General features: G+C 62.4%; 17 protein-coding genes. 3 read left to right on the top strand and 14 right to left on the bottom strand.

All coding sequences use genetic code 11. The features are described 5' to 3' along the window. Nucleotides 1-33: 33 nt before the first annotated feature. The 3 genes from AC0J41_RS27515 (at nt 34) to AC0J41_RS27505 (ending at nt 3,789) form a co-directional block, all read left to right on the top strand. Nucleotides 34-768, top strand: coding sequence for a hypothetical protein (locus tag AC0J41_RS27515; protein WP_473014103.1), 735 nt, complete (start codon nt 34-36; stop codon nt 766-768). Nucleotides 769-867: 99 nt separating this feature from the next. Beyond that, on the top strand, nt 868-1,593 hold the full coding sequence (locus AC0J41_RS27510) for a hypothetical protein (protein ID WP_473016040.1): 726 nt from the start codon (nt 868-870) through the stop codon (nt 1,591-1,593). 12 nt (nt 1,594-1,605) lie between these two features. Continuing rightward, nucleotides 1,606-3,789: a lipase family protein gene (locus AC0J41_RS27505; protein WP_473014102.1), complete on the top strand. Its 2,184-nt coding sequence runs from the start codon at nt 1,606-1,608 to the stop codon at nt 3,787-3,789. A 140-nt stretch (nt 3,790-3,929) separates the two neighbouring features. Here the strand turns inward: AC0J41_RS27505 and AC0J41_RS27500 are convergent, their stop codons facing one another. The 14 genes from AC0J41_RS27500 to AC0J41_RS27435 form a co-directional block, all read right to left on the bottom strand. Beyond that, the gene (locus AC0J41_RS27500; RefSeq protein WP_473014101.1) at nt 3,930-4,427 is read right to left on the bottom strand and encodes a GNAT family N-acetyltransferase; all 498 of its coding nucleotides are present in this window, start codon (nt 4,425-4,427) and stop codon (nt 3,930-3,932) included. An 11-nt stretch (nt 4,428-4,438) separates the two neighbouring features. Then, nucleotides 4,439-6,535 (bottom strand): site-2 protease family protein, encoded by a 2,097-nt coding sequence (locus AC0J41_RS27495; protein ID WP_473014100.1) that lies wholly within the window; start codon nt 6,533-6,535, stop codon nt 4,439-4,441. Then, nucleotides 6,536-7,855: an efflux RND transporter periplasmic adaptor subunit gene (locus AC0J41_RS27490; protein ID WP_025113439.1), complete on the bottom strand. Its 1,320-nt coding sequence runs from the start codon at nt 7,853-7,855 to the stop codon at nt 6,536-6,538. It lies immediately after the preceding gene. Further along, nucleotides 7,852-8,631, bottom strand: a complete 780-nt coding sequence (locus AC0J41_RS27485) for an efflux RND transporter periplasmic adaptor subunit (RefSeq protein ID WP_025113440.1) — start codon at nt 8,629-8,631, stop codon at nt 7,852-7,854. Before AC0J41_RS27485 ends, AC0J41_RS27490 begins: the two co-directional genes overlap by 4 nt. Before the next feature lie 153 nt (nt 8,632-8,784). Then, complete coding sequence (locus AC0J41_RS27480; RefSeq protein ID WP_473014099.1) at nt 8,785-10,332, bottom strand: efflux transporter outer membrane subunit; 1,548 nt, start codon at nt 10,330-10,332, stop codon at nt 8,785-8,787. Next, nucleotides 10,329-11,399: an HlyD family secretion protein gene (locus AC0J41_RS27475; RefSeq protein WP_025113442.1), complete on the bottom strand. Its 1,071-nt coding sequence runs from the start codon at nt 11,397-11,399 to the stop codon at nt 10,329-10,331. The genes AC0J41_RS27480 and AC0J41_RS27475 overlap by 4 nt, the downstream gene beginning before the upstream one ends. Nucleotides 11,400-11,425: 26 nt before the next feature. Then, nucleotides 11,426-12,964: an MFS transporter gene (locus tag AC0J41_RS27470; protein WP_473014098.1), complete on the bottom strand. Its 1,539-nt coding sequence runs from the start codon at nt 12,962-12,964 to the stop codon at nt 11,426-11,428. A 221-nt stretch (nt 12,965-13,185) separates the two neighbouring features. Then, nucleotides 13,186-14,103, bottom strand: a complete 918-nt coding sequence (locus AC0J41_RS27465; protein WP_025113444.1) for a LysR family transcriptional regulator — start codon at nt 14,101-14,103, stop codon at nt 13,186-13,188. Between the two features lie 172 nt (nt 14,104-14,275). Further along, entirely contained in the window at nt 14,276-15,142 is an 867-nt protein-coding gene (locus tag AC0J41_RS27460) for an ABC transporter permease (protein WP_473014097.1), read from the bottom strand. 20 nt (nt 15,143-15,162) lie between these two features. Then, nucleotides 15,163-16,023: an ABC transporter ATP-binding protein gene (locus AC0J41_RS27455; RefSeq protein ID WP_473014096.1), complete on the bottom strand. Its 861-nt coding sequence runs from the start codon at nt 16,021-16,023 to the stop codon at nt 15,163-15,165. Between the two features lie 5 nt (nt 16,024-16,028). Continuing rightward, a complete protein-coding gene (locus AC0J41_RS27450) occupies nt 16,029-17,054 on the bottom strand; it encodes an ABC transporter substrate-binding protein (protein ID WP_025113447.1) in 1,026 nt (341 codons plus the stop codon). Nucleotides 17,055-17,072: 18 nt separating this feature from the next. Continuing rightward, complete coding sequence (locus tag AC0J41_RS27445) at nt 17,073-17,969, bottom strand: TauD/TfdA dioxygenase family protein (RefSeq protein ID WP_473014095.1); 897 nt, start codon at nt 17,967-17,969, stop codon at nt 17,073-17,075. 373 nt (nt 17,970-18,342) lie between these two features. Continuing rightward, nucleotides 18,343-19,710 carry an HlyD family type I secretion periplasmic adaptor subunit gene (locus AC0J41_RS27440; protein ID WP_207849332.1) on the bottom strand — a complete coding sequence of 456 codons (1,368 nt, stop codon included), beginning with the start codon at nt 19,708-19,710 and terminating at the stop codon, nt 18,343-18,345. Further along, complete coding sequence (locus AC0J41_RS27435; protein WP_473014094.1) at nt 19,700-21,856, bottom strand: type I secretion system permease/ATPase; 2,157 nt, start codon at nt 21,854-21,856, stop codon at nt 19,700-19,702. Before AC0J41_RS27435 ends, AC0J41_RS27440 begins: the two co-directional genes overlap by 11 nt. Between the last annotated feature and the right edge of the window lie 36 nt (nt 21,857-21,892).

Below are 21,892 nucleotides of genomic sequence, written 5' to 3'. Positions count from 1 at the left end.
CGATTTTTTCGACAGGCCGCAGGGGTGGGCTGCATGGGGATGTTGTTGGGGTGTGTGGCGAGTCCGCCCGACAGTTTCACGTTCACTGCGGATCTGCCGCCGGGGTTTGCTTATGAAGCGGTCGCCAAATACGTGCCTGCAAAAGGAGAAACCTGCACCGTTCCGGACGGGCGAAATACTGCGGTTGGCTACAACTTCAAGTGGCGCGAACACTACGAGCCAGTTTCAGAAATTGCGATCCACCGAACGGTCAAGGGTTGCCCGTTGGTGATCTGGAAGATCGATATTGAAATCAGGGCTGCATATGGCAAGGGCTGGAGTGACGTCAACGGTGACAGCGCAGTGGTCGCAGTACGCGAGGAACTGGAAGCCCGATACAAGGGCACCTTTAACGATGAGGCTGAAAGCAAGTTTTACGGCCAGTGTCAGTGGCTGTTTCGCACTTCGGGCAAGCCACGCATCCTGCGAAAACTCCTCGACTGCAAAAAAACCGATGAGCTTGGCGCGCTAGCGCAAGGTCGCCCTTTTGCCGCCTACACCCTCGACCAACTGCCGGGAAAAACCGTGCGGATGAAGATCGATTTGGCAGCGGAAGAAAGGCCGGGTTGGGGAGACACCTGGGTCAAGGTACCCAACGGCTGGAAGCGCTGCATGGGTAACGGCTTTGAAGACCAGCGTGCCTACTGCAACGGCAATTACACCGATTTCAGCACTTTCCAAATGGTCGATGGGCGCATCTGCACCATCTACCCCGGCTGCACGGAATAAGGAGTGTTCCACATGACGTTACTTGAAAAGGGGTTGCACAGCGTCCTCACCGGGCCTCGTTTGCGATGCACGGCGGTGCTGGGGAGTTGCTTCGCCCTTATGGCTGGCTGCAAGAGCAGTCCGCCCAACAGCTTCACTTTTACGGCTGATCTGCCGCCGGGGTTCGCCTATGAAGCCATCGCCAAATACGTGCCCGCCAAAGGAGAAAGCTGCACTGTCCCGGACGGGCGAAATACTGCGGTTGGCTACAACTTGAAGTGGCGCGAACACTACGAGCCAGTTTCAGAAGTTGCGATCCACCGAACGGTTAAGGGTTGCCCATTAGTGATCTGGAAGATTGATATTGAGATTAGGGCTGCATACGGTAAAAGCCGAAGAGACTCCAGTGGTGACAGTGCCGTTATTGCCCTTCGCGATAACTTGGAGGCGAAGTACAAGGGTGTTTTTGACCGCTCTGGCGAAAGCACTTTCTATGGCCAATGCCAATGGCTGTTTCGCACCATTGGCAAGCCACGCATCCTGCGAAAACTCCTCGACTGCAAAAAAACCGATGAGCTTGGCGCGCTAGCGCAAGGTCGCCCTTTTGCCGCCTACACCCTCGACCAACTGCCGGGAAAAACCGTGCGGATGAAGATCGATTTGGCAGCGGAAGAAAGGCCTGCCATCGGCAAGACCTGGGTCAAAGTCCCTGACGGCTGGAAACGCTGCATGGGCGACAACTTCGAAGACCAGTACGCCTTCTGCTTCGGCAACCACACCGATTTCAGCACCTTCCAGATGGTTGATGGCCGCATCTGCACCATTTATCCCGGCTGCACGGAATAAGGAGTATTTCACATGACGTCACTTGAAAAGGACTTGCAATCACCGCTCAACAGCCGCCTGCTGAGCTGTCCGGTACAAGGTAACTGGAGCAGCTTTCAACTGGTCGACGAGTTTGGCTCAGGGGAGGCTTATGGGGGATTGGCCTATGTTTCAGTCGATTCAGAGGGGCAAGCATTCAGTGGGTATCTGGATATCAACGGGATTGGCAAAGTCGACAGCTATTGTGCCGGGCCGATTGCCTTATGTTTCGATCAAGCTTACGAAGGCCAAGACAAGTTCTATAACTATTTGCAGGCTAGAACCGACTACCCCCTGAAAATCACCGAACTCCAGGTTCGCGCCGAACATACCCGTTACCGCAATCCGGACGCCACCCGTAACCGCGAACAACCCGTTCCGGACGGCGACGAATACATCCAGGTGGAGGTGCGCCATCTGGTCAGGCATGTCGCCCATCTGCCACCCGAGGTCTATCGCCACTACCCCGCCAACAGCGGCCTGTCCGCGATCATGGGCAAGCATGCACAGGTCGGTGTCGCCCTGGCCTCACGCAAACACACGGTGCTGGAAGTGCGTGCGTTGCGGGCCTTGCGCCCGATGCTGTCGACGGCGCCGGAGTTCTGCGCACTCAACCTCTACCAGCTGGCATTGATGGCCACCCTGAGTTACTGCCCTTTTGGCCAGAAACCCGCCACCGCGCCGATCAGGGAAAACCGGGTGACCTTCCCCGAGCAACCCAGTGTGGGCAACTGGTTCGCCGATGCCTTGGCCAAATCAGAGGAGTTGTGGCGCGTCGACGCCGCGCAAAGCAAAGCCTATTACCCCTTGTATGAAGACGTGGCGTATTCCAGAAGGCTGGAAATCGTGCCGTTCGATCCGGCACTGTATGAGGTCAATAACCCGGCTCTGGGTGCGGAGCAGGAGCACCCTGAGAAAGTCCACTTTCTCGACGACAGACACCTCGGGAAAGACGCGACCGACACCCAGGCCTTTATCACCCACAATGACGAACTGATCCTGATCGCCGTGCGTGGCACCTTTGAGATTATTCCCGACGGATTACGGGATGCTGACGCTCTGCAAGTGCCGTTCGAGGAGGGAGAAGGCCAGGTTCATCGGGGATTTTATGACGCTGCAAAAAAAGCAGAAGCTTTTGTAGCGAGCTATCTGGACCGATTCTACGCAGGTCAAAAACTACTGATCTGTGGACACAGCTTGGGTGGAGCAATCACTTTGTTGCTTTCGGAAATGCTTCGTCGCAACCCCGAAGGCTACAACATCCAGCTCTACACCTACGGCGCCCCCCGCGCCGGCGACACGGTCTTCACCAAAGCCGCCGCCCCGCTGGTGCATTACCGCATGGTCAACCACAACGACCCGGTGCCCAGCGTGCCGGGTAGCTGGATGAACACCAAGATCGGGGTTTACGGGCCTGGCGCGGCGTTGATGTTTACCAATGTGCCGGTCGGGCTGTCGGTGTTCGTCGCGGGCATTACCAACTGGACGGGGGAAGCCTACGACCACCATGGCACCCTGCATCACGCCATGCCGGTGGAGTTCGGGCGTCAGCGGGTGTCTTCGATTCTATGGGAGCCGGGCTGCGACACCATCACCCAGCACGCCGCGTGCACCGTCGCGCTGCAGCAGAAAAATGGCCTGCCGGATCGTCCGGTCTTGTTGCGGCAGCTCTTCAATGTCGGGCATCACTCGGTGGTCGGCGGCTATGTCCCGGCATGCTGGGCAGCCCTGCGCCGTTGGCAGCAGGCCCATGAGACGAGTCGCACACGGGTCACTGACAGCGAGTTCGAATGGGTGGAGCAAGCGCTGGTGCGCATTACCCGGCAATTGCGCGCCGCCCGCCAGGACCTGCTGGCCCGGCCAGAGGCCTATGTGCGCACCCAGGAGCGCACGATCGAGGCAATCAACCACGAAGTCAGCGGCATCGAGACCACCCATGCGCGCCTGAGCGCTCTGCGGCATAAGCGGGTCCGGGCCTGCGACGTCTACGGCCTGCTCGCCGAACAGCCGGAGCTGCTCGCCGAAAGCCTGCAACGCTGGCGCGCGCACCCGGAAAACCTCAAGGAAGAACAACTGGCGCAGGCGCCGGACAACGCCAGCAACGATGCGTTGCTGGCCTCACTTTACGGGCACACGATCGGCGCGCCGCATACGCTCGATATCGACTCGATCATCTAGCGCAACCTCATCTTCAACTGCTGTACACCCGCCCTGTGGGAGCGAGCCTGCTCGCGAAAGCGTCCTGTCAGCCAACAACGATGCAGGATGAATCAACGCCTTCGCGAGCAGGCTCGCTGCCACAGGTTTTTTCTGCAGGGCTAACCCTGTGGATACCAGACCAGCCGCTCCGCCGCCGGATTGCTCTGCTCCACCGCAAACCCCAGCGCCAGATAATGCCGGCGCGCATGCGGGTTGCTGGTCCAGACCACCGTCGCCACCGGGCAGCGCACCTGTTGCGCGGCTTTTTGCACCCCTTGCAGCACCGCGCGGCCATAGCCCTGGCCGCGTGCCTGGGGAATGAACGCCAGGTACAGCAAGCGAATCTCGTTGGGGCCGAAATCAGTGCTCAGGGCGCCGATCGCCGTGCCGAGTTTCTCCACCACGTAGTGCATCGCATTGGGACAGTTATCGCCCATGCCCTGCTCCTGCACCTGAAACTGCTGGGCGACCACTTGCTGCACCTGTTCCTGCTCGCCATCGATCCATTGCAGATCCGGCCGCGCCGTCTGATACAGGCTTTGCAGGAACGGGCCGTCGGTGGCCCGCGAAGGTCGCACCACCAATCCGTCTGCTGCCATCGCTGCGCTGTCCGCCATTGTGCTCTCCCCTAGAAACCGCTTTCCCTGACCCCCAGCGCCGCCAACCGGCGCCAGGCCACACCGAGCACCGACTCACCGCTGCCCTGCACCACCACCACGCCGCGCAATGGCTGCACCGGCGTCGCCGCCGCATCGACCGTGCTCAGCCGCACGCCGTACTGTGCCTGCACCGGTTCTGCCCGTTGCTGTTGATCGCGGCGCACGGCGATCGGCCCGTGGTGATCGGAGGTCAGCGCCTCCTGATCGACATAAGCCACGCCGTTGCTGTCGATTTCGTTGAGTTGCACGGCGAGCGCCGGGTGCATCGGATCGTCCGCGATAAAGCGCCCACTGGCCCCCGGTTTGACTCGCCACAATTCGGACTCGGCCAGATACCCGCGCAACCGCGCGCCGTCCTCGACCACTCGCGCCAGCGCATCATGGGTCGACAGCCAGCGCCCGGGCGTCAGGTTCGGCAGCAGATCACGCACGCGACCGGCATGCGGGGCGCGCAACAACAGACGTTCACGCTGCGCGCTCAGGCCACGGTATTGCGCCACCGCTTCGGCCAGCTTCTGCTCGATGATACTGGCGTCGGCGGCGGTTTCGCTGCGTCCGGCCTGACGGCGCATGAGCAATTGCTGGATCTGGATTTCCCGACGGACGATGGCCAGTTTCGAGTCAAGATCCGGGGACTCCAGTTCGATCAGCACATCGCCTTGGGCAACCGTTTGCCCGTCGGTGACCTTCACCGTTTTCACCCGTGCTGACGCTGGCGCGTGCAGGGCGCTGGCGCGTCCGGCTTCGAGCATCGTCGGCAATTCCACCGCACTGCGCCACGGCACGATCAGCACCAGCAGCAGCCCGAGCACCGCGAGACTGCTCAGCAGCACGCGCGGACCGTGGGCCTGTTCGCGGCGGCTCCACCACTGGCGCCACTCATTCATGATCGGCAAAAAGATGAACCACACCAGCTCCACCAGCATCAGGAAAATCCCCAACACCTTGAAGAACAGGTGATAGACCGCTAACGCGATCCCGAAAAACAACGCCGCACGCCACAACCACGAGCCATACCCCCAGATCAGCAAACGCCGTTGCATCTTCGGCGACCACGGCTCCGGCGCCGGGGCGCCATAACCGAACAAAAATTCACGCAACCGCCAGCGGCACAAGGCAAAGGCCCGGCCCTGCAGGTTGTCGACCTCCCACAGATCGCTGAGCAGAAAATAGCCATCGAAACGCATGAACGGGTTGAGATTGACCACCAGCGTGGTGATCCACGTGGCGCTGGCGAGCATGAACGCCGCCGTGCGCCCCGGGCCGTCGGGCAACAGCGACCAGGCCAGCAGTGCGATGCACGCCAGCAGCAATTCCGCCAACACCCCGCCGGCGCCGATCAGCAGGCGCGCGCGACGATCATTGACCCGCCAGGCATCGCTGACATCGGTGTAGAACATCGGCAGCAGCACCATGAACGCTACACCCATGCTCTGCACCCGACACCCGGCCCGCTTGGCCATGAACGCATGGCCGAACTCGTGACAGAGCTTGGCGAAGAACAATGCCACGCCGAACGCCAGCGCGCCGCCGAGGCTGAACAGGTGCGGGAAGGTGCCGACAAAGCGCTGCCAGTCCCGCGACACCAGAAACACTCCGAGGCCCAGAGTCGCCGGCAAACCATAGCGCAGCACGCGTGGGCCGCAGCGTTCCAGCCACGGCCAGGCACGGTTGAGAAAGGCGTCCGGGCGCCACAATGGAATGCGGAAAAACAGGTATTGGTGCAGCAGGACTTTCCACAGGCTCTGCTTCTGCGCCAGAGCCTTGAGCCGGTAACTGGCGCGCTGTTGATCATCCATCGCGCTGATCAGATCATGACCGCGCAGAAACTCCAGCAACTGCTCAAGCTCGCGGCTGTCCAGCGCCAGACCCGGCTCGCGATTGGCGGCGCGCAACACCTGCTCGGCATCGCCCAGCGACCAGTGCCGCAACAGACGCATCGCCGCCGTTCCAAGCTTGAAATAGCGACCGCGCACCGGATCGGCCAAGGTCCAGCGCGGTGAACCGTCCAAAGCCGGCGCCGCGGGCGACAGTTGCAGGTCGGCACGCAGGCTCGGCAGGTTCATTTACAGGCCCACGCTCTGACGCAGGCCGGCCAGTGGCCGACGCAGCAGGTACAAGGCCAGCGGGGCGCGCTCACCAAAGATTTTTGCCGTGCCGCGCAGGCCGATGCGCGGCGGCGCCTCGCTGAAATTGGCGTCCAGCCGATACGCCAATTGCCCGCCCGCCGTCGGTTGCGCCTCGTAGGCCGAACGCTCCAGCGTGGCGAGGTGACGCTGCAACGGATCGCTGTCGAGAAACAACGCGACTTCGGCCCCCGGCGCCAGGGCAATCGCGTCGCCCACCGCCAGTTCGATGCGCAGTTCGGCCTGATTCGGGTCAGCGATTTCCATCAGCCGTTCACCGGTCTGCACCGGTTTGCCGGTCAGGCGCTCGGCGTCGGCGAACACCGCGATCCCGTCACGTTCGGCGCGCACTTCGCTGCGCGCCAGCAACTCACGGGCGTAATCGCGCTCGGCGCGTTTTTGCTCGGCACGGGCGGCGAGCAAATCGACCTTGGCGCTGGACTCGGCATCGGCAAACGAACGTTGCGAGTTGGATTTCAGTTCTGCTTCGGCCACACCCAAGGCGCGTTCGGCGACATCGGCCTGGGCCTTGAGCGTGGTGCTCTCAAAACGCAGCAGCAGGTCGCCGGTCTTCACCAACTGATTGGGTTTGACCAGAAACTCGGCGATCACCCCGTCCAGCGGCGCCGCCACCACGCGTCCGCCCTGGGGCACCACTTCCGCCGGCGCCAGCACCGATTGACGCACCGGGATCAACAGCCCGAGCAACAATACAGCGACCAGCGCCACCTGACGTTTGCGCGTCCAGCGCAGGCGCCACGGTTTGCGCGGTTGCAGCGCCAGCCAGGCGTGGCTGTAGGTGTCGCCCAGTTGCGCCAGCAGCACTTGTTCGGAAGGATTCCACGGGACGTCGCGGGCCAGCCACAGACCGCCGAACACCTCGCCCTTGCGATCAATCAACGGCAGCCAGAACACCTGCGCCGCCGACAGCGAGCGCCAGTCGGCCTGAATCGACTCGGCCAGCAGATCCGCGGTGATCACTCGCGCCTGCTTCAGCACATTCTGTTTGAACAACTGCGCCACGGCCTGCTCGACGAACGCCACGAACGGCGCATTCGGCTCCACCGCACTGACCCCGGTCACCGCCTGCACCTTGCCGGCGATCAACAGCGCCGCATGGCGAAAGCCGAACAGCGCCTGCCCGTCGTTGACCAGGCTGTAGGCCAGTTGCGAGGCATCGCGGGCGGCGCGGGTCTGGCGTTCGAGGTCAAGAAACCGCGCGAACACCTGCTCGGCGCCGCCGGCCACCGGGGCGTTCATTTGAGCTCCGCGAAATGCGCCGTACCGCTCATGCCCGCGAGCAAGCCTTTGGCTTCGGGAAGTGTGGCGACCAGCAACAGCGTCTGGCTGCCTTCATCAATACGCGCACCAAGCCGTTTGACCGTAGCGTCAATCGGCTGGCCGGTTTCATCGGGGATAAAGCTGAAGGTCTGCCCGGGTTTGAGCCTGGCCATCCAGCGCGACGGCACCAACAGATGGATTTCCAGGGTGCGGTTATCCACCACATCAAGCAGCGGCGCACCGGCCGCCACGCTTTCAAAGCGCTGCACCTTGCGCTCGACCACTTGCCCGTCGAACGGCGCGACCACGCTGCAGCGTTTGACCTGAACCTGATACACCTGGGATTGCGCCTGGGTTTCGCTGACCTTGGCCTCGGCCCGTGCCACTTCGAAACGCCCGACGGAATTGAGTGCCGCCAACTGCCTGTTGTGTGCCAGCTCCTCACCGGCACCGCGACTGGCGGCCTGCGCCGCATTGAGCTGAGCCTGATACGCCGAGCAATCGAACTTCGCCAGCACATCGCCCTTCTTGAACGACTCGCCCTCGCTGAACGGCAACTCGACAATGCGCCCCGACAACTCACTGGCCAGCACCGCCTGATCCCGCGCCCGCAACACCCCGCGCGCCTCACTGCTGGCGGTGGCTGCCGCAGGGGCTGCGTTATCCAGCAGCGGATCGTCTGGCCCGGGCGTTTGCGCCTGAACTGCACACGTTACAAAGGTCAATCCAATAACCCAACCACGAAAACGCTGCATAACCGCTACTCCCTGACGGATGAGCGGAGTCTACGACAGCGGGGGTTAGCGTCAAGCGAAAGGCCAGCATTGCTTCGCTGCCCGTTCTGTAATCCGACCGAAGCGCTATGGTCAACCCGTCGAATTCGCTGACTTGCTCACGTTCGCGCGGTTTCAGCGTTGCGCCATCTCCCCCACCGGATACACCGACTCCCATCCCCCACCCAGCGCCTTGTACAACCCGACCATCGCCAGTGACACCCCGGTCGAACTCTCCACCCACTGCTCCTGCGTAGAGAGCAGCGCGCTTTGCACGGTGAGGACGTTGACGAAATCGACCACACCTTCGACGTATTGCTGTTGCGCAGTGCGCAGGGCGATCTGGTTCTGGCGCACGGCTTCGGCGAGGCTGTCGCGGCGGCGTTGGCTGGCGTTGTAGGCCGTCAGTTGATCGTCGATTTCATGCCAGGCGCGCAGCACGGTTTGCTGGTAGGCGATGGCGGCTTCCTGTTGCTGGGCTTCGCGCAGTTGCAACATGCCGCGCAGGCGCCCGCCGTCGAACAACGGCAGGCTGAATTGCGGGCCGATGCCGAACGCGCGCGAACCCCAAGAGCCGAAATCACTCAGTTGCATCGCCTGCGAGCCGAGGCTGCCGGACAGGGTGATGCGCGGATAGAAATCGCCCTTGGCCACACCGATGTTCGCGGTGGCCGCGTGCAGCTGCGCCTCGGCCTGACGGATGTCCGGGCGGCGTTCAGCCAGTTGCGACGGCAATCCAATGGCGACTTGCAGCGGCGACTGCGGCACCGCGGCGTCTATGGATAACACTTTGGCCAAGGCTTGTGGCGGCTCGCCCAGCAACAGGCTGATCGCGTTGATCAGCTGCGACTGACGCTGCTCAAGCGCTGGCAGGCGCGATTCGATGGCGGCGACCTGCGCGGCGGCTTCGGCGACGTCCAGATCGGTCGCCACACCATCGTTGAGGCGCAGTTGCGACAGTTTGAGGCTGTGCCGGGCGACGTCGAGGTTCTGCTCGGTGACCGCACGCGTGTTTTGCACGCCGCGCAGCTGAATGTAGTTCTGCGCGGTGTCGGCAAGGACCGCCAACAACACCGCGCGACGATCATTTTCAGCGACTTCGAGGTTGGCGTCGGCAGCTTCGGTTTCCCGGCGCACGCGGCCCCAGAAATCCAGTTCCCAGGAGGCGGAGAAACCGCCGTCCCACAGGTTGAAGGCCGAATCGCCGTTGTGCCCGGACGGGTCGCTCAAGCCTTTGCCGCTATTGCGTTGGCGCGCGTAGCTGCCGGTCGCGGCGGTGTTCGGGTAGCGCTCCGCGCTGATCACCTGGCGTGCGGCGCGGCTTTGTTGCAAGCGGCTGCTGGCCAGTTGCAAATCGAGGTTGCTCTGCATGGCACGCTGGGTGAGCGTCGAGAGCGGGGCATCATGGAAAACCTCCCACCAGCGTTCGTTCAGCGGCTGACTGACCGCCTGGCTTGGGGCGGACCTGGCGGGTTTGGCCCAGTCGGCGATTTGCGTGGCCTGGGGTTTGTGGAAATCCGGGCCGACGGTGCAGGCGCTGAGGCCAAGGGCGAGCAAGGCACTGAGGGTGAGTTGCTGCCACTGGCCTCTTCGCGAGCAGGCTCGCTCCCACACGTTGGAATGCGTTCCTCCTGTGGGAGCGGGCTTGCTCGCGAAGGCGCCAGCCGATTCAACCTTGATCATCGCTGAGTCACCTCACGCACCGCCGGCGCCGAACGGCGGGTATCAATGCGCGCCTCAACCGACATACCGACGCGCAGCCGCTCGGCCAATGGCTGACCCGGCTCAAGCAGGATCTTCACCGGAATCCGCTGCACGACCTTGGTGAAGTTGCCGGTGGCGTTGTCCGGTTTCACGGCGGCAAAGGTCACCCCCGTCGCCGGCGCGATGCTTTCGACGCGACCGCTCAAGGCCTCGCCGCCGAGGCTGTCGACCCGCACTTCAACCTCCTGCCCCGGCTGCACATCGGTCAGTTGGGTTTCCTGAAAGTTGGCGACCACATACGCCTGGCGCAACGGCACCACCGCCAGCAGTTTGCTGCCCGGCGTGACATAGGCGCCGACGCGCACCGCACGCTCGCCGACCATGCCATCCTGCGGCGCGGTGATGCGCGTATAGGACAGCTCGAAACTGGCGATTTCCAGCGCCGCCTGCGCATGCTTCAAACTGCCTTCGGCGGCATCGCGCTGCGCCGTCAGAATCTCCACCTGCTTGCGCTCGGCCGCCAGTTTCGCACTGGCGGTATCCAGCCGTGCGCTCGCCTGATCAATGCGGGTACGCGCCTGCTGCGCGTTCTGCACAGTGCCGGCACCGACGCCGGCCAAATGGTTGTAGCGATTCAATTCCTGCTGGGCGAAGGCCATTTCCGCCTTGGCCGACACGACGGTAGCCTGGGCCTGAGCGATCACCGACGTCTGCCGCTCCAACGTCGCCCTGGCGTTTTGCAGCTGCGCGCGGGCGACCAGGGTTTGTGCATCGGCGGCTTGCGCCGCAGCGCGCAAGTCACGGTCATCGATCAATGCCAGCAACTGCCCGGCCTTCACTTGCTGGTTGTCTTCCACCAGCACCTCCTTGATGAACCCGGCCACGCGCGGCACCACCAAGGTGTAGTCGGCCGAGACGAACGCATCGTTGGTGGTTTGCTGAGTCCGTTTGCCGAACAGGCCGGGCATCGCCAGGTACACCAGCACACCGACCGCCAGTGCGGCGGCCACGGCCACCGCGAGTTTCTGCTTTGCTTGAGTCGTCATAAAAACCTTCTGTTTCAGTACAGCCATCAGGTCGGCGCGCGCGGCGGAAAGATCCGCGTCGGCAGCCAGAAAATCAGCAGGATCAGCGTTACCGCGACGCCGGCCATGCACACATAAAGATCGGAAGACGTCAGCACCACGGCCTGTTCGTGCAGGCGATGGGCGAGGCCCGGATCGCTGCGATCGGCCAACGGTGAATTACCAAGGTTGTCGATCAGCATGCTCGAATGGAAATGCAGGCGCGCGGTGGTCAGCGCTTCGATCACCCCGGTGGCGACCACCGCCGCCAGGCCTTTCACCGTGTTGAACCAGGCGGAGGCGAACGGCCCGTCCTGCGGCTGGATACTGCCGGTGGACAACATCAGCAGCGGCAGCACCGACATCGGCTGGCCGAAGATCTGCAGCCATTGCAGGACGTAGAAATTGTCGCGAATCCACTCCGAGGTCAGCAGCGAGCCGCCCAGGCAGGACAGCGTCAACATGCTCAAACCGATGCCCAGCACCCAGCGGCAATCGACCCAGCGCAAGTTGCACAGCGCCGCCACCAGCGGCAGCGCAATCAACTGCGGCAATGCGGCGATCAGCATGATCGGCGCGGTCTGTACCGGGCGATAACCCTGGACCTGCGCCAGATAGCTCGACGGAATCAACACCACTGCCTGCAACACCACTAGCACCCCGGCGAGGGTCATCAGCGCGAACGACAGGTTGCGGATGCCGAGCATCTGCAGCTTGAAAAACGGGATCGGCTGCGACCATTCGTTGATCAGGAACGCCAGCAGCAACAGCGAGCCGGCACCGAGCAGAGCGCAAATCAAGTCCGACTCGAACCAATCCAGCCGGTTGCCCTGCAGCAAACCGATCACCAGCATGCAGATCGCCGGAAAGCCCAGCAGCAGCCCCTTCCAGTTGAAGGTTTTGAGGCGTTCCAGGCGCAGCGGGTCCTGCGGAATGCCCCAGGCGACCATTGCCATGGCAATCAGGCACGGCACGATGATTTGCCAGAACGTCCATTGCCAGCCGACGTATTCACTCCACAAGCCGGCCAGTGGCGTGCCGAGGCCGGGGCCGAACGTCGCGGTCAGCGCGTAACCCGCCAGGCCATAGAGTTTGAAATTGGCCGGCAGAAAGCGCAGCGCAACGGTCATCAGCATCGGCGGCAACGCGCCGCCGGCCAGCCCTTGCAGGGTGCGCATCAGCAACAGGCTTTCGTAGTTCGGGGCAAACGGGCACAGCACCCCGAGCAGCGTGAACAGGCTGATCGCGCAGAGGGTGAAACGGCGCAGCGAGAAGGTCACCGAGCACCACGGCGCGAAAGCCATCGCCGCCACCGAGGTCGCGGCATAGCAGGCGACCAGCCAGGTGCCTTCGTCGTACCCGATGTTCAACGCGCCCCGGATGTCGGCAAGCGCGACCTTGGTCACCATCTCGTTGAGGCCCGAGACCAGCACCGCCAACAGCACACCGACCAGGCCGGTGATGATCCGCGCCCCGAATACCGGTGGCGTGACCGCCGTCGCCGGACTGGCCACAGCGATGGGCGCCGGAACCGTCAGGGATGTCATGAATGCACACTCCGGAGGGAAAAATACCGGAGCATCTTAGTCGGGCTTACTGCTGACGAAAATTGACTTATCGGCAGGTTATAAGTGCGCCAGACACAATTATTTCTCTTGTAGGAGTGAGCCTGCTCGCGATGGCGCCTTTTCAGTCGATATTTTCGGCGACTGACACACCGCCATCGCGAGCAGGCTCACTCCTACAGGGGTTTGTGTGGTTTGTGGAATCAGGGTTGCGCGGCCAACCACGTTTCGTCGCAACACGCCTTGAGCGTTTCACGCAGCCAGCGGTGCGCCGGGTCCTTGTCGAAGCGCGGGTGCCAGGCCTGGGTCAGCATCAGCGTCGGCAACGGGATGGGCAGGTCGAACGAGCGCAGTTTCAGACCCAGTCGGCGCACGCTGAGCAAGGCTTCCTTGGGCACCGGCAGAATCAGATCGGAATCGGGCAAGGCGAACATCGCCGCGTGGAAGCTCGGCGCGATCACCGCCACCCGCCGCTCCAGACCCAAGGCGTTCAACGCGGTGTCGATGGGGCCACGGGCAATGCCACGGCGCGACATGCTGATATGGGAGAACCCGGCGTAACGCTCGGCGGTGATTTCGCCGTCGAGCAACGGATGATCCTCACGCACCAGACCCACGAAATGCGTGGAAAACAGGTTTTGCACTTTGACTTCAGGGGTCACCGGGCGGGTGTTGCTGACGCTCAGATCGATGCGCCCTTCGCGCAACGCTTCATCGTCGCCATCGCCCTCCGGGACGAAGCGCAACTCGCAGTGCGGCGCCAGCTGGTCGAGGGTATCGAACAGCTTGCCGCCGTACACGCCGATGAAAAAGTCGTTGGCGCGGATGCTGAAACGCCGGCGCAAAGTGCCCAGTTCCACGGTGTCGGCCGACCGGAACAACAGCGCCGCTTGCTCAACCACATCACGCACTTGTTCGCGCAGCTCGAGGGCTTTGGGGGTGGGCACCAGGCCACGGCCGGCGCGCACCAGGATCGGATCGCCGATGGCTTCACGGATGCGCGTCAGGGTGCGACTCATGGCGGCGGGGCTGAGGTTCATGCGCCGCGCAGCACCGACCACACTGCCCTCGTCGAGCAAGGCGTCGAGGGCGACCAGAAGATTCATGTCCGGGAGTTGCATGTAGAGCACTCGTGGCTGATCTGGATTGATCCGGGTGCAATGCTAGCAAACATCCGTGAAATCGGTGGCGCATGAACTGACGTCTTCGCGAGCAAGCCCGCTCCCACAGGGAAATGCAGTTCAAATGTGGGAGCGGGCTTGCTCGCGAAGAGGCCGGTCGGAGCGCGACAAATCAGCGCTGCATGCCCCAGCGCTTCACCGTTACCCGCTCCAGCGTGTCGAACACCAGGTTCTCCACCAGCAAACCAATCAGGATCACCACCGCCAACCCGGCAAACACCTTGTCGGTGTACAGCTCATTACGGTTCTGGAAAATGTACCAACCCAGCCCGCCCTTGCCGCTGGTCGCACCAAACACCAACTCGGCGGCGATCAGCGTGCGCCAGGCAAACGCCCAGCCGATTTTCAGCCCGGCGAGAATCGACGGCAGCGCCGCCGGAATCAGGATGAACAGCACAAAACGCATGCCCTTCAGCCCATAGTTGCGCCCGGCCATGCGCAGGGTTTCCGAGACACCGAGAAAACCTGCGTAGGTATTCAGCGCCAGCGCCCACAGCACCGAATGCACCAGCACGAAGATCAGGCTGTTCTGCCCCAGCCCGAACCAGAGCAAGGCGAGTGGCAGCAAAGCAATTGCCGGCAACGGGTTGAACATCGAGGTCAGGGTGCTCAGCAGATCCCGGCCAAACTGGGTCGAGACCGCCAGCGTGGTCAGGGCAAACGCCAGCACGATACCGATCAGATAGCCCTTGATCAGCACCACCAGAGATATCCACACCTTGCCCAGCAGCTCGCCGCTGAGCAGACCGTCGTACAACGCATGACTGGTCTGCAGGAAGCCGGGCAGCAGCAAGTCGTTGTTCTGCACCCGGGCGATCACTTCCCAGAGGATCGCCAGCAGAATCAGGATCAGGCTTTTACGCAGCCAGCCCTGTTGCCACAGACGTTGGCCCAGCGGCAATTCGCGCTCGAGCGGCACGCTGGTCAGCGGTTCAAGGACGGTTTCAAACTCTTGTCGCAGGGACGATGGTTGGCTCATCGGGCAATCCTCCAGAACGCTCAATAAGCGATGCGAATGTCGTTGAAGTCATGGTCTCGCTCGGTTTCCGGCGACTGGCCTTCATCGAACAGCAAACGGTGAATGCGCCGCGCCGACTCTTGAAACGCCACGCCACCGAGGCTTTGCAGATCGTATTGATGGCTGTGCACTTCGGCGCGTACCCGCCCCGGGTGTGGCGACAACAGCAGGATGCGATTGCCGACCACCAGTGCCTCTTCGATCGAGTGCGTGACAAACAGCAGGGTGAAGCGCACTTCTTCCCAAAGCCGCAGCAACTCTTCCTGCATCTTGCGGCGGGTCAGCGCGTCCAGCGCAGCGAACGGCTCGTCCATCAGCAGGATTTTCGGCTGCATCGCCAGCGCCCGGGCAATCGCCACCCGCGCCTTCATGCCGCCGGACAAGGTGTGTGGATAAGCGTCGGCGAACGCTGCCAGCCCGACCTTTTCGAGATAGTGCAGCGCTCGCCCTTCGGCGTCTTTGTTGTTCAAGGTTCGCGAGGCGAGCAGCGGAAACATCACGTTCTGTTTGACGGTTTTCCACGGCGGCAGCTGATCGAACTCCTGAAACACCACGATCCGGTCCGGGCCCGGTCCGTCGACACGCTGACCCTGCAGGCGAATCTCGCCTTCGCTCGGTGCAATGAACCCGGCGGCCGCCTTGAGCAAGGTCGACTTGCCGCAGCCGGACGGGCCGAGCAGCACGAAGCGGTCCGCAGGATCGATTTCGAAACTGACCTGATGCGTGGCCCGCACCACCCGTTGCGGGGTGCGGTATTCGAGGCTGACGTTATCCACCGCCAGCAGCGCTTGCGTACGGGCGATCGGGTTGCTGGCCGCGTGGCCTTGCAAGGGGGCGTTCATCTCGATCAGCTCCCCTGCAGCGGTTTGGCGTCCTGGAAGAAGTAGTCCTTCCACGATTCAGGTTTGTTCTTGATCGCGCCGACGCGGTAGAGGAATTCGGCCAGTGGATAGGTATTTTTCGGCGTGACGCTGAATTCGAACTGTGGGTTGTCGATGATTTTCAGCAGCTCGGCGCGATCGATTTTGGCCTTGGTCACGCGAATGTAAGTGTCCGCCGCCGCGCCTTTATCGTTCTGGGCGAATTGCGCAGCTTCGGTCAGTGCTTCGACGAAGGCTTTGTAGGTCTTCGGATTCTCATTGCGGAATTTTTCGGTGGCGAACAGCACCGTCGGCGAGTTCGGGCCGAGGATGTCGTAGGAGTTGAGCACCACGTGCACGTTCGGATTCTGCAGCGCCTGATCCTGGAACGGCGGGTTGGAGAAGTGCCCGGTCAGCTCGGTGCCGCCGGCGAGCAACGCGGCGGTGGCGTCCGGGTGCGGTACGGCGATGGTGTATTTGTCGAGGCGATTGAATTCCTTGTCACCCCACTGCTTGGCCGCCGCGTATTGCAGGAAGCGCGACTGCACAGAAACGCCCACCGCTGGCACCGCAATGCGGTCCTTCTCGGTGAAGTCGGCGATGGTTTTGACCTTGGGATTGTTGCTCACCAGGTAGTACGGGAAGTTGCCCAGCGAGGCCACAGCCTTGACGTTCTGCTTGCCGTGGGTGCGATCCCAGATGGTCAGCAACGGGCCGACCCCGGCACCGGCAATGTCGATGGAACCGGACAGTAGCGCATCGTTGACCGCCGCGCCGCCCGAGAGCTGCGTCCAGTCGACCTTGATGTCGAGGCCTTCCTGCTTGCCGTATTTCTCGATCAGGCCCTGATCGCGCACCACGTTGAGCAATAAATAGACAATCCCGAACTGTTCGGCGATGCGGATTTCACCTTCGGCGTGGGCCACGGTCGGCGCCACCAGGCTGCCGGCAATCAGGCTGAAACCCAGACCGATGGCAGCGGCCAGCGGCGCGAATGGAAGACGTTTGGACATGATCGAATCTCCGGCAAATCAGAAAGGCGCGTCGCCCTGAATGGTTGTGCGATACAGCTTGCGGCGCAGGTGCGCGGGGCAGCCGGCGGCGAGGTGGATCAGCGACCGGTTGTCCCAGAACACCATGTCGTGGGGCTGCCACGGGTGGCGGTAGATGTTTTGCGGCAGCACGCTGTGGGCGTACAGTTCGGCGAGCAGTTGTTTGCTCTCGTCCTCCGGCAAACCGACGATGCGCGTGGTAAAGCCTTCGCTGACGAACAACGCCTGGCGGCCGTTTTCCGGGTGGGTACGGACGATCGGGTGCACCACTTCGACGACCTGCGCCAGTTGCTCCGGGGTCAGGGTCGGGCGCCAGTTGCCTTCGAACTTGGTTTCGCTATAGCGCGCTGTGTAGGAATGCGCGGCCGAGCGGCCTTCGACGGCTTTGCGCAACGCTTCGGGCAGGTTGTCCCACGCTTTGTGCATGTCGGCGAACAGCGTGTCGCCACCTTCGGACGGCAACTCCTGCGCATGCAGCATCGAGCCAAGGCTCGGTAGCTCTTTATAGGAGAGGTCGGAGTGCCAGAATTTGCCGGCATCGCCGAGGCCGATGTTCTGGCCGTTCTCGACGATGTTGGAAACGATGAGGATTTCCGGGTGATTGGCCAGCAGGAACTGCTTGAGCACGTGAATCTGCAACACGCCGAAGCGGCGGCTGAAATCGATCTGCTGTTGCGGGGTGATGCGCTGGTCGCGGAAGACCACGACGTGGTGATCCAGATGCGCGCGGTGGATGCGGGCGAAGTCCTGGTCGTTGACCGGGCGGGTCAGGTCCAGGCCAATGATTTCGGCGCCGACGGCACCGCTGAACGGGCGGATTTCAAAGGTTTGCGGCGCGGCAGTCGCGGCGCTTGGGGTGGCAGTAGCTGCGGACATCTTTCAATCTCCCACGCACGGCGCGCTCAAGGGCGCGCACGTCGATCAGAAACTCACGCTGGATTGCGTGTTGGTTCAGGTCGTGCGGCGCGCCGATTGGTCGGCAGGTACGCAGGGGAATGACTTTATCGCTATAAGAATCTGAAATTAAATACCGTTATTGAATAACGATATGGCGGATGGTGAGGAATGGACTGAGTGGTGAGTGACGATTTGTGTCACTTACTGACAGGGATGTGGTGATTTTGCTGGCCCCTTCGCGAGCAAGCCCGCTCCCACAGGAGATTTCGGTCGAACACAGAACTTGTGTCCACTGAAGATCCAATGTGGGAGCGGGCTTGCTCGCGAAGGGGCCATGTGCAGCGCCGAAGACCTACCGCTCGTGCAACGCCTCGGCCCGCGCCCGGATGATCGGCTTGAGCAGATAACTCAACACCGACTTCTTGCCGGTGATGATATCCACCGACGCGACCATCCCCGGAATGATCAGCAACGGCTTGTCATCGGTGCCCAGGTGGCTGCGCTCGGTGCGCACCTTGATGATGTAGTAGGTGGTTTTCTTGTCTTCGTCGGTGATGGTGTCGGCACCGATCTGCTCCAGCTTGGCTTTGAGCCCACCGTAAATGGTGTAGTCATACGCGGTGAACTTCACGATCGCTTCCTGCCCCGGATGCAGGAACGCAATGTCCTGGGGACGGATCTTGGCTTCGACCAGCAAGGTGTCATCCAGCGGCACGATTTCCACCATGTCGCTGCCGGGCTGGATCACCCCGCCAATGGTGTTGACCAGCAACTTGTTGACGATGCCGCGCACGGGCGAGGTGACCAGCGTACGGCTGACCCGGTCTTCCAGCGCCTTGCCGGTGGCCTGGGCCTTGTTCAGGTCGGTGCGGGCTTCGTTGAGCTGGGTCAGCGCATCGCTACGGAATTTGCCGCGAGTCTCGTCGATCTTGCGCTGCACTTCCTTGATTGCCGATTCGGCGCGCGGGATCGCCAGGGTGGTGGCGTCGAGCTGGCCGCGGGTTTCGACTTCGGCACGTTTAAGCCGCAGCACTTCCACCGGTGATACCGCGCCTTGGGCTACCAGCGGCTCGGACATGTTGATTTCCTGGCGCTGCAAGCCCAGTTGCTGGCGGTACTGCGCCTGCTTGGAGCTGAACTCGCGCAGCTCTTGCTGACGCTGGATCAACTGTTCCTGCAAACCACCGATCTCATCGTGCAGTTGCTGGCGGCGGCTGATGTACAGCGACTCTTCGCTTTTTGCCTGGCCCGGCACGGCTTTGAGCACGTCCTCAGGGAAGTTCAGCGGGCGGTCATCGACCTCGGCGCTCAGACGCTCGACGCGCAGCAGCATCGACAGTCGATCGGCCTCGGTTTCACCGACGTTGGAAGCAAATCGCGTGTCGTCCAGGCGGATCAACGGTGCGCCGGCCTCGACGATCTGGCCTTCCTTGACGAACAGTTCGGAGACGATCCCGCCCTCGAGGTTCTGGATTTTCTGGATCTTGGACGACGGAATCGCCTTGCCGTCGCCCTTGGTCACTTCGTCGATCACGGCGAAATGCGCCCACAGCATCAGGAACACGAAGAAACCGATGATCGCCCAGATGGTCAGGCGCACGACGCGCGGGGCGTCCTCGATCAGTGCCTTGTTGACCTCCGGCAGCGGCTGGCCCTGCAGCGACGCAGAACCCTTGAAGTAGCGACGGATCGACTCTTTGACACCCGACTTAAGCAACACTGATCTGCCCCTTCTTCAACGCTTCCATCACGGCGGCTTTCGGGCCATCGGCGAGAATCTGTCCACGGTCGACCACCAGCAGACGGTCGACCAGCGACAGCAGCGAGGCCCGGTGCGTCACCAGCACCACGGTCTTGTTTTCAACGACGGCGGCCAGACGTTGCTTGAGGCGTTCTTCGCCGGTGTTGTCCATGGCGCTGGTCGGTTCGTCGAGCAGCAGGATCGGCGGATTGAGCAACAGCGCCCGGGCCAGCGCGACGTTTTGCCGTTGGCCGCCGGACAGGTTCTGCCCACGCTCGCCGACTTGCAGCTCGTAGCCCTGCGGGTGCAGACGGGCGAATTCGTGGACGCCGGCCAGTTCCGCGGCTTGCAGCACCAACTCGTCTTCGACATAACGCGCGCCGGAGACCAGGTTGTCACGCAGGGTGCCGGCCAGCAGCTGGATGTCCTGCGGCACGTAGCCGATGTTGTAGCGCAGCTCGCTGACGTCGATCTGGCGGATATCCACACCGTCCACCAACAACGCGCCGTCGTCCGGCTGATACAGGCCCACCAGCAACTTCGCCAGCGAACTCTTGCCCGAACCGCTGCGGCCGATGATGCCGATCTTCTCGCCGGGACGGATCACCAGGTTGATGTTTTTCAGCGCCGGGTTCTGTTGTTCCGGGTAGGTGAAGTTCAGCTGACGGCATTCGATTGCGCCCTGCAGCACCTTGCGGCTCAGCGGACGCTCTTCGAAATTGCGCTCCTGCGGCAGCTCCATCATCTGGTCGACCGAGGTCATGGTCACCCGCGCCTGCTGGTAGCGGGTCAACAGACCCGAGAGCGAGGCCAGCGGGCTGAGCGCGCGGCCACTGAGCATGTAGCAGGCAATCAGGCCGCCCATGCTCAGGTTGCCGGCGATGATCTGGTACACGCCGAAGACGATCATGATCACCCCGGCGAGTTGCTGGATCAGCAGGGTGATGTTCATCGCCAGGCCGGAGAGCATTTTCACCCGCAGCTCGAGGCGGCTAAGGGTGCCGATGGTCTGTTCCCACTGGTATTGACGCTCACTTTCGGCGTTGTTGACCTTGACCGCATCGAGGCCGGCGAGGGTTTCGATCAGGCTCGACTGACGCTCGGCACCGAGGGCCATGGTGCGTTCCATGGTCGCTACCAGCGGCTTCTGCAGCGCATAGCCGATCAACAGCGCAATCGGGAATGCCAGCACCGGAATCCACACCAGATGCCCGCCGAGAATAGCTATGACGATGAAGATCAGGAGGGTGAACGGCAGGTCGATCAGGCTGGTCAGGGTCAGCGAGGCGAGGAAGTCGCGCAGACTCTGGAACTCATGGATGTTCTGCGCAAAGCTGCCGACCCGCGCGGGGCGGTACTTCATGGCCATGCCGACGATGCGCTCAAACAGCGTCGCCGAAATGATCAGATCGGTTTTCTTGCCGGCCAGATCCAGGCACAGGCTGCGCAGGCTCTTGAGGATCAGGTCGAACAGGTAAGCGCCAGTGATGCCCAGCGCCAGCACCCACAGGGTCGCTTCGGCCTGGTTCGGCACCACGCGGTCGTAGACGTTCATCACGAACAGCGGCGCGGCCATGGCGATGATGTTGATCAGAAAACTGGCGGCGATCGCATCGGCATACAGCCAGCGCGAACGCTTGAGGGTGTCGCGAAACCACGAGCGCGCACGCGGGATCAGCGTGCCGTGGTTGACGTCGAATTTGTGCTGCGGCTGGGCGAAGAACACTTTGCCGGTGTAGTCGTCGGCCAGCAGCTCACGGCTGACCACCGATTCGCCGCCGTCGCTTTCGCTGAGCAGCACCCGGGCTTCGTTCTCGCCTTGCCAGCCGAGCAGGACGGCACTGCGGCCTTCCTTGAGCAGCAACAGCGCCGGCATGGCAATCGCCGGAATCTCTTCCAGCTTGCGTTGCAACACCCGGCCCTGCAGCCCGGCGCGAGCCGCTGCGCGGGGCAGCAACTCGACACTCAGGCGTTGCTTGGGCAGCGGTAGACCGGTGGTCAGCATCGCCGCACTGGCGGGTTTCTGGTGCAGCATGCACAGAGCGAGCAGACCATCCAATAACGGATCATCGTGCATCGCGCGCGGATCATGAATGAGTTGAACTCGACTGACTTCTGATTCCACGCTCGGCACTCTTGGCTAACAATTGAACAATGAAGG

Source organism: Pseudomonas sp. Arb-4-2C (genome assembly GCF_055755015.1).
The sequence above is the reverse complement of the archived record's forward strand: the minus strand, read 5'-3'. Positions and strand labels throughout refer to the sequence as shown.

What these genes read in the sequence shown, in the direction of transcription:
- AC0J41_RS27455 (WP_473014096.1), bottom strand. Translation starts at nt 16,023, where the DNA reads ATGAACGCCCCCTTGCAAGGCCACGCGGCCAGCAACCCGATCGCCCGT.
- AC0J41_RS27465 (WP_025113444.1), bottom strand. Translation starts at nt 14,103, where the DNA reads ATGCAACTCCCGGACATGAATCTTCTGGTCGCCCTCGACGCCTTGCTC.
- AC0J41_RS27470 (WP_473014098.1), bottom strand. Translation starts at nt 12,964, where the DNA reads ATGACATCCCTGACGGTTCCGGCGCCCATCGCTGTGGCCAGTCCGGCG.
- AC0J41_RS27485 (WP_025113440.1), bottom strand. Translation starts at nt 8,631, where the DNA reads ATGCAGCGTTTTCGTGGTTGGGTTATTGGATTGACCTTTGTAACGTGT.
- AC0J41_RS27445 (WP_473014095.1), bottom strand. Translation starts at nt 17,969, where the DNA reads ATGTCCGCAGCTACTGCCACCCCAAGCGCCGCGACTGCCGCGCCGCAA.
- AC0J41_RS27515 (WP_473014103.1), top strand. Translation starts at nt 34, where the DNA reads ATGGGGATGTTGTTGGGGTGTGTGGCGAGTCCGCCCGACAGTTTCACG.
- AC0J41_RS27480 (WP_473014099.1), bottom strand. Translation starts at nt 10,332, where the DNA reads ATGATCAAGGTTGAATCGGCTGGCGCCTTCGCGAGCAAGCCCGCTCCC.
- AC0J41_RS27490 (WP_025113439.1), bottom strand. Translation starts at nt 7,855, where the DNA reads ATGAACGCCCCGGTGGCCGGCGGCGCCGAGCAGGTGTTCGCGCGGTTT.
- AC0J41_RS27510 (WP_473016040.1), top strand. Translation starts at nt 868, where the DNA reads ATGGCTGGCTGCAAGAGCAGTCCGCCCAACAGCTTCACTTTTACGGCT.
- AC0J41_RS27505 (WP_473014102.1), top strand. Translation starts at nt 1,606, where the DNA reads ATGACGTCACTTGAAAAGGACTTGCAATCACCGCTCAACAGCCGCCTG.
- AC0J41_RS27460 (WP_473014097.1), bottom strand. Translation starts at nt 15,142, where the DNA reads ATGAGCCAACCATCGTCCCTGCGACAAGAGTTTGAAACCGTCCTTGAA.
- AC0J41_RS27495 (WP_473014100.1), bottom strand. Translation starts at nt 6,535, where the DNA reads ATGAACCTGCCGAGCCTGCGTGCCGACCTGCAACTGTCGCCCGCGGCG.
- AC0J41_RS27500 (WP_473014101.1), bottom strand. Translation starts at nt 4,427, where the DNA reads ATGGCGGACAGCGCAGCGATGGCAGCAGACGGATTGGTGGTGCGACCT.
- AC0J41_RS27450 (WP_025113447.1), bottom strand. Translation starts at nt 17,054, where the DNA reads ATGTCCAAACGTCTTCCATTCGCGCCGCTGGCCGCTGCCATCGGTCTG.
- AC0J41_RS27475 (WP_025113442.1), bottom strand. Translation starts at nt 11,399, where the DNA reads ATGACGACTCAAGCAAAGCAGAAACTCGCGGTGGCCGTGGCCGCCGCA.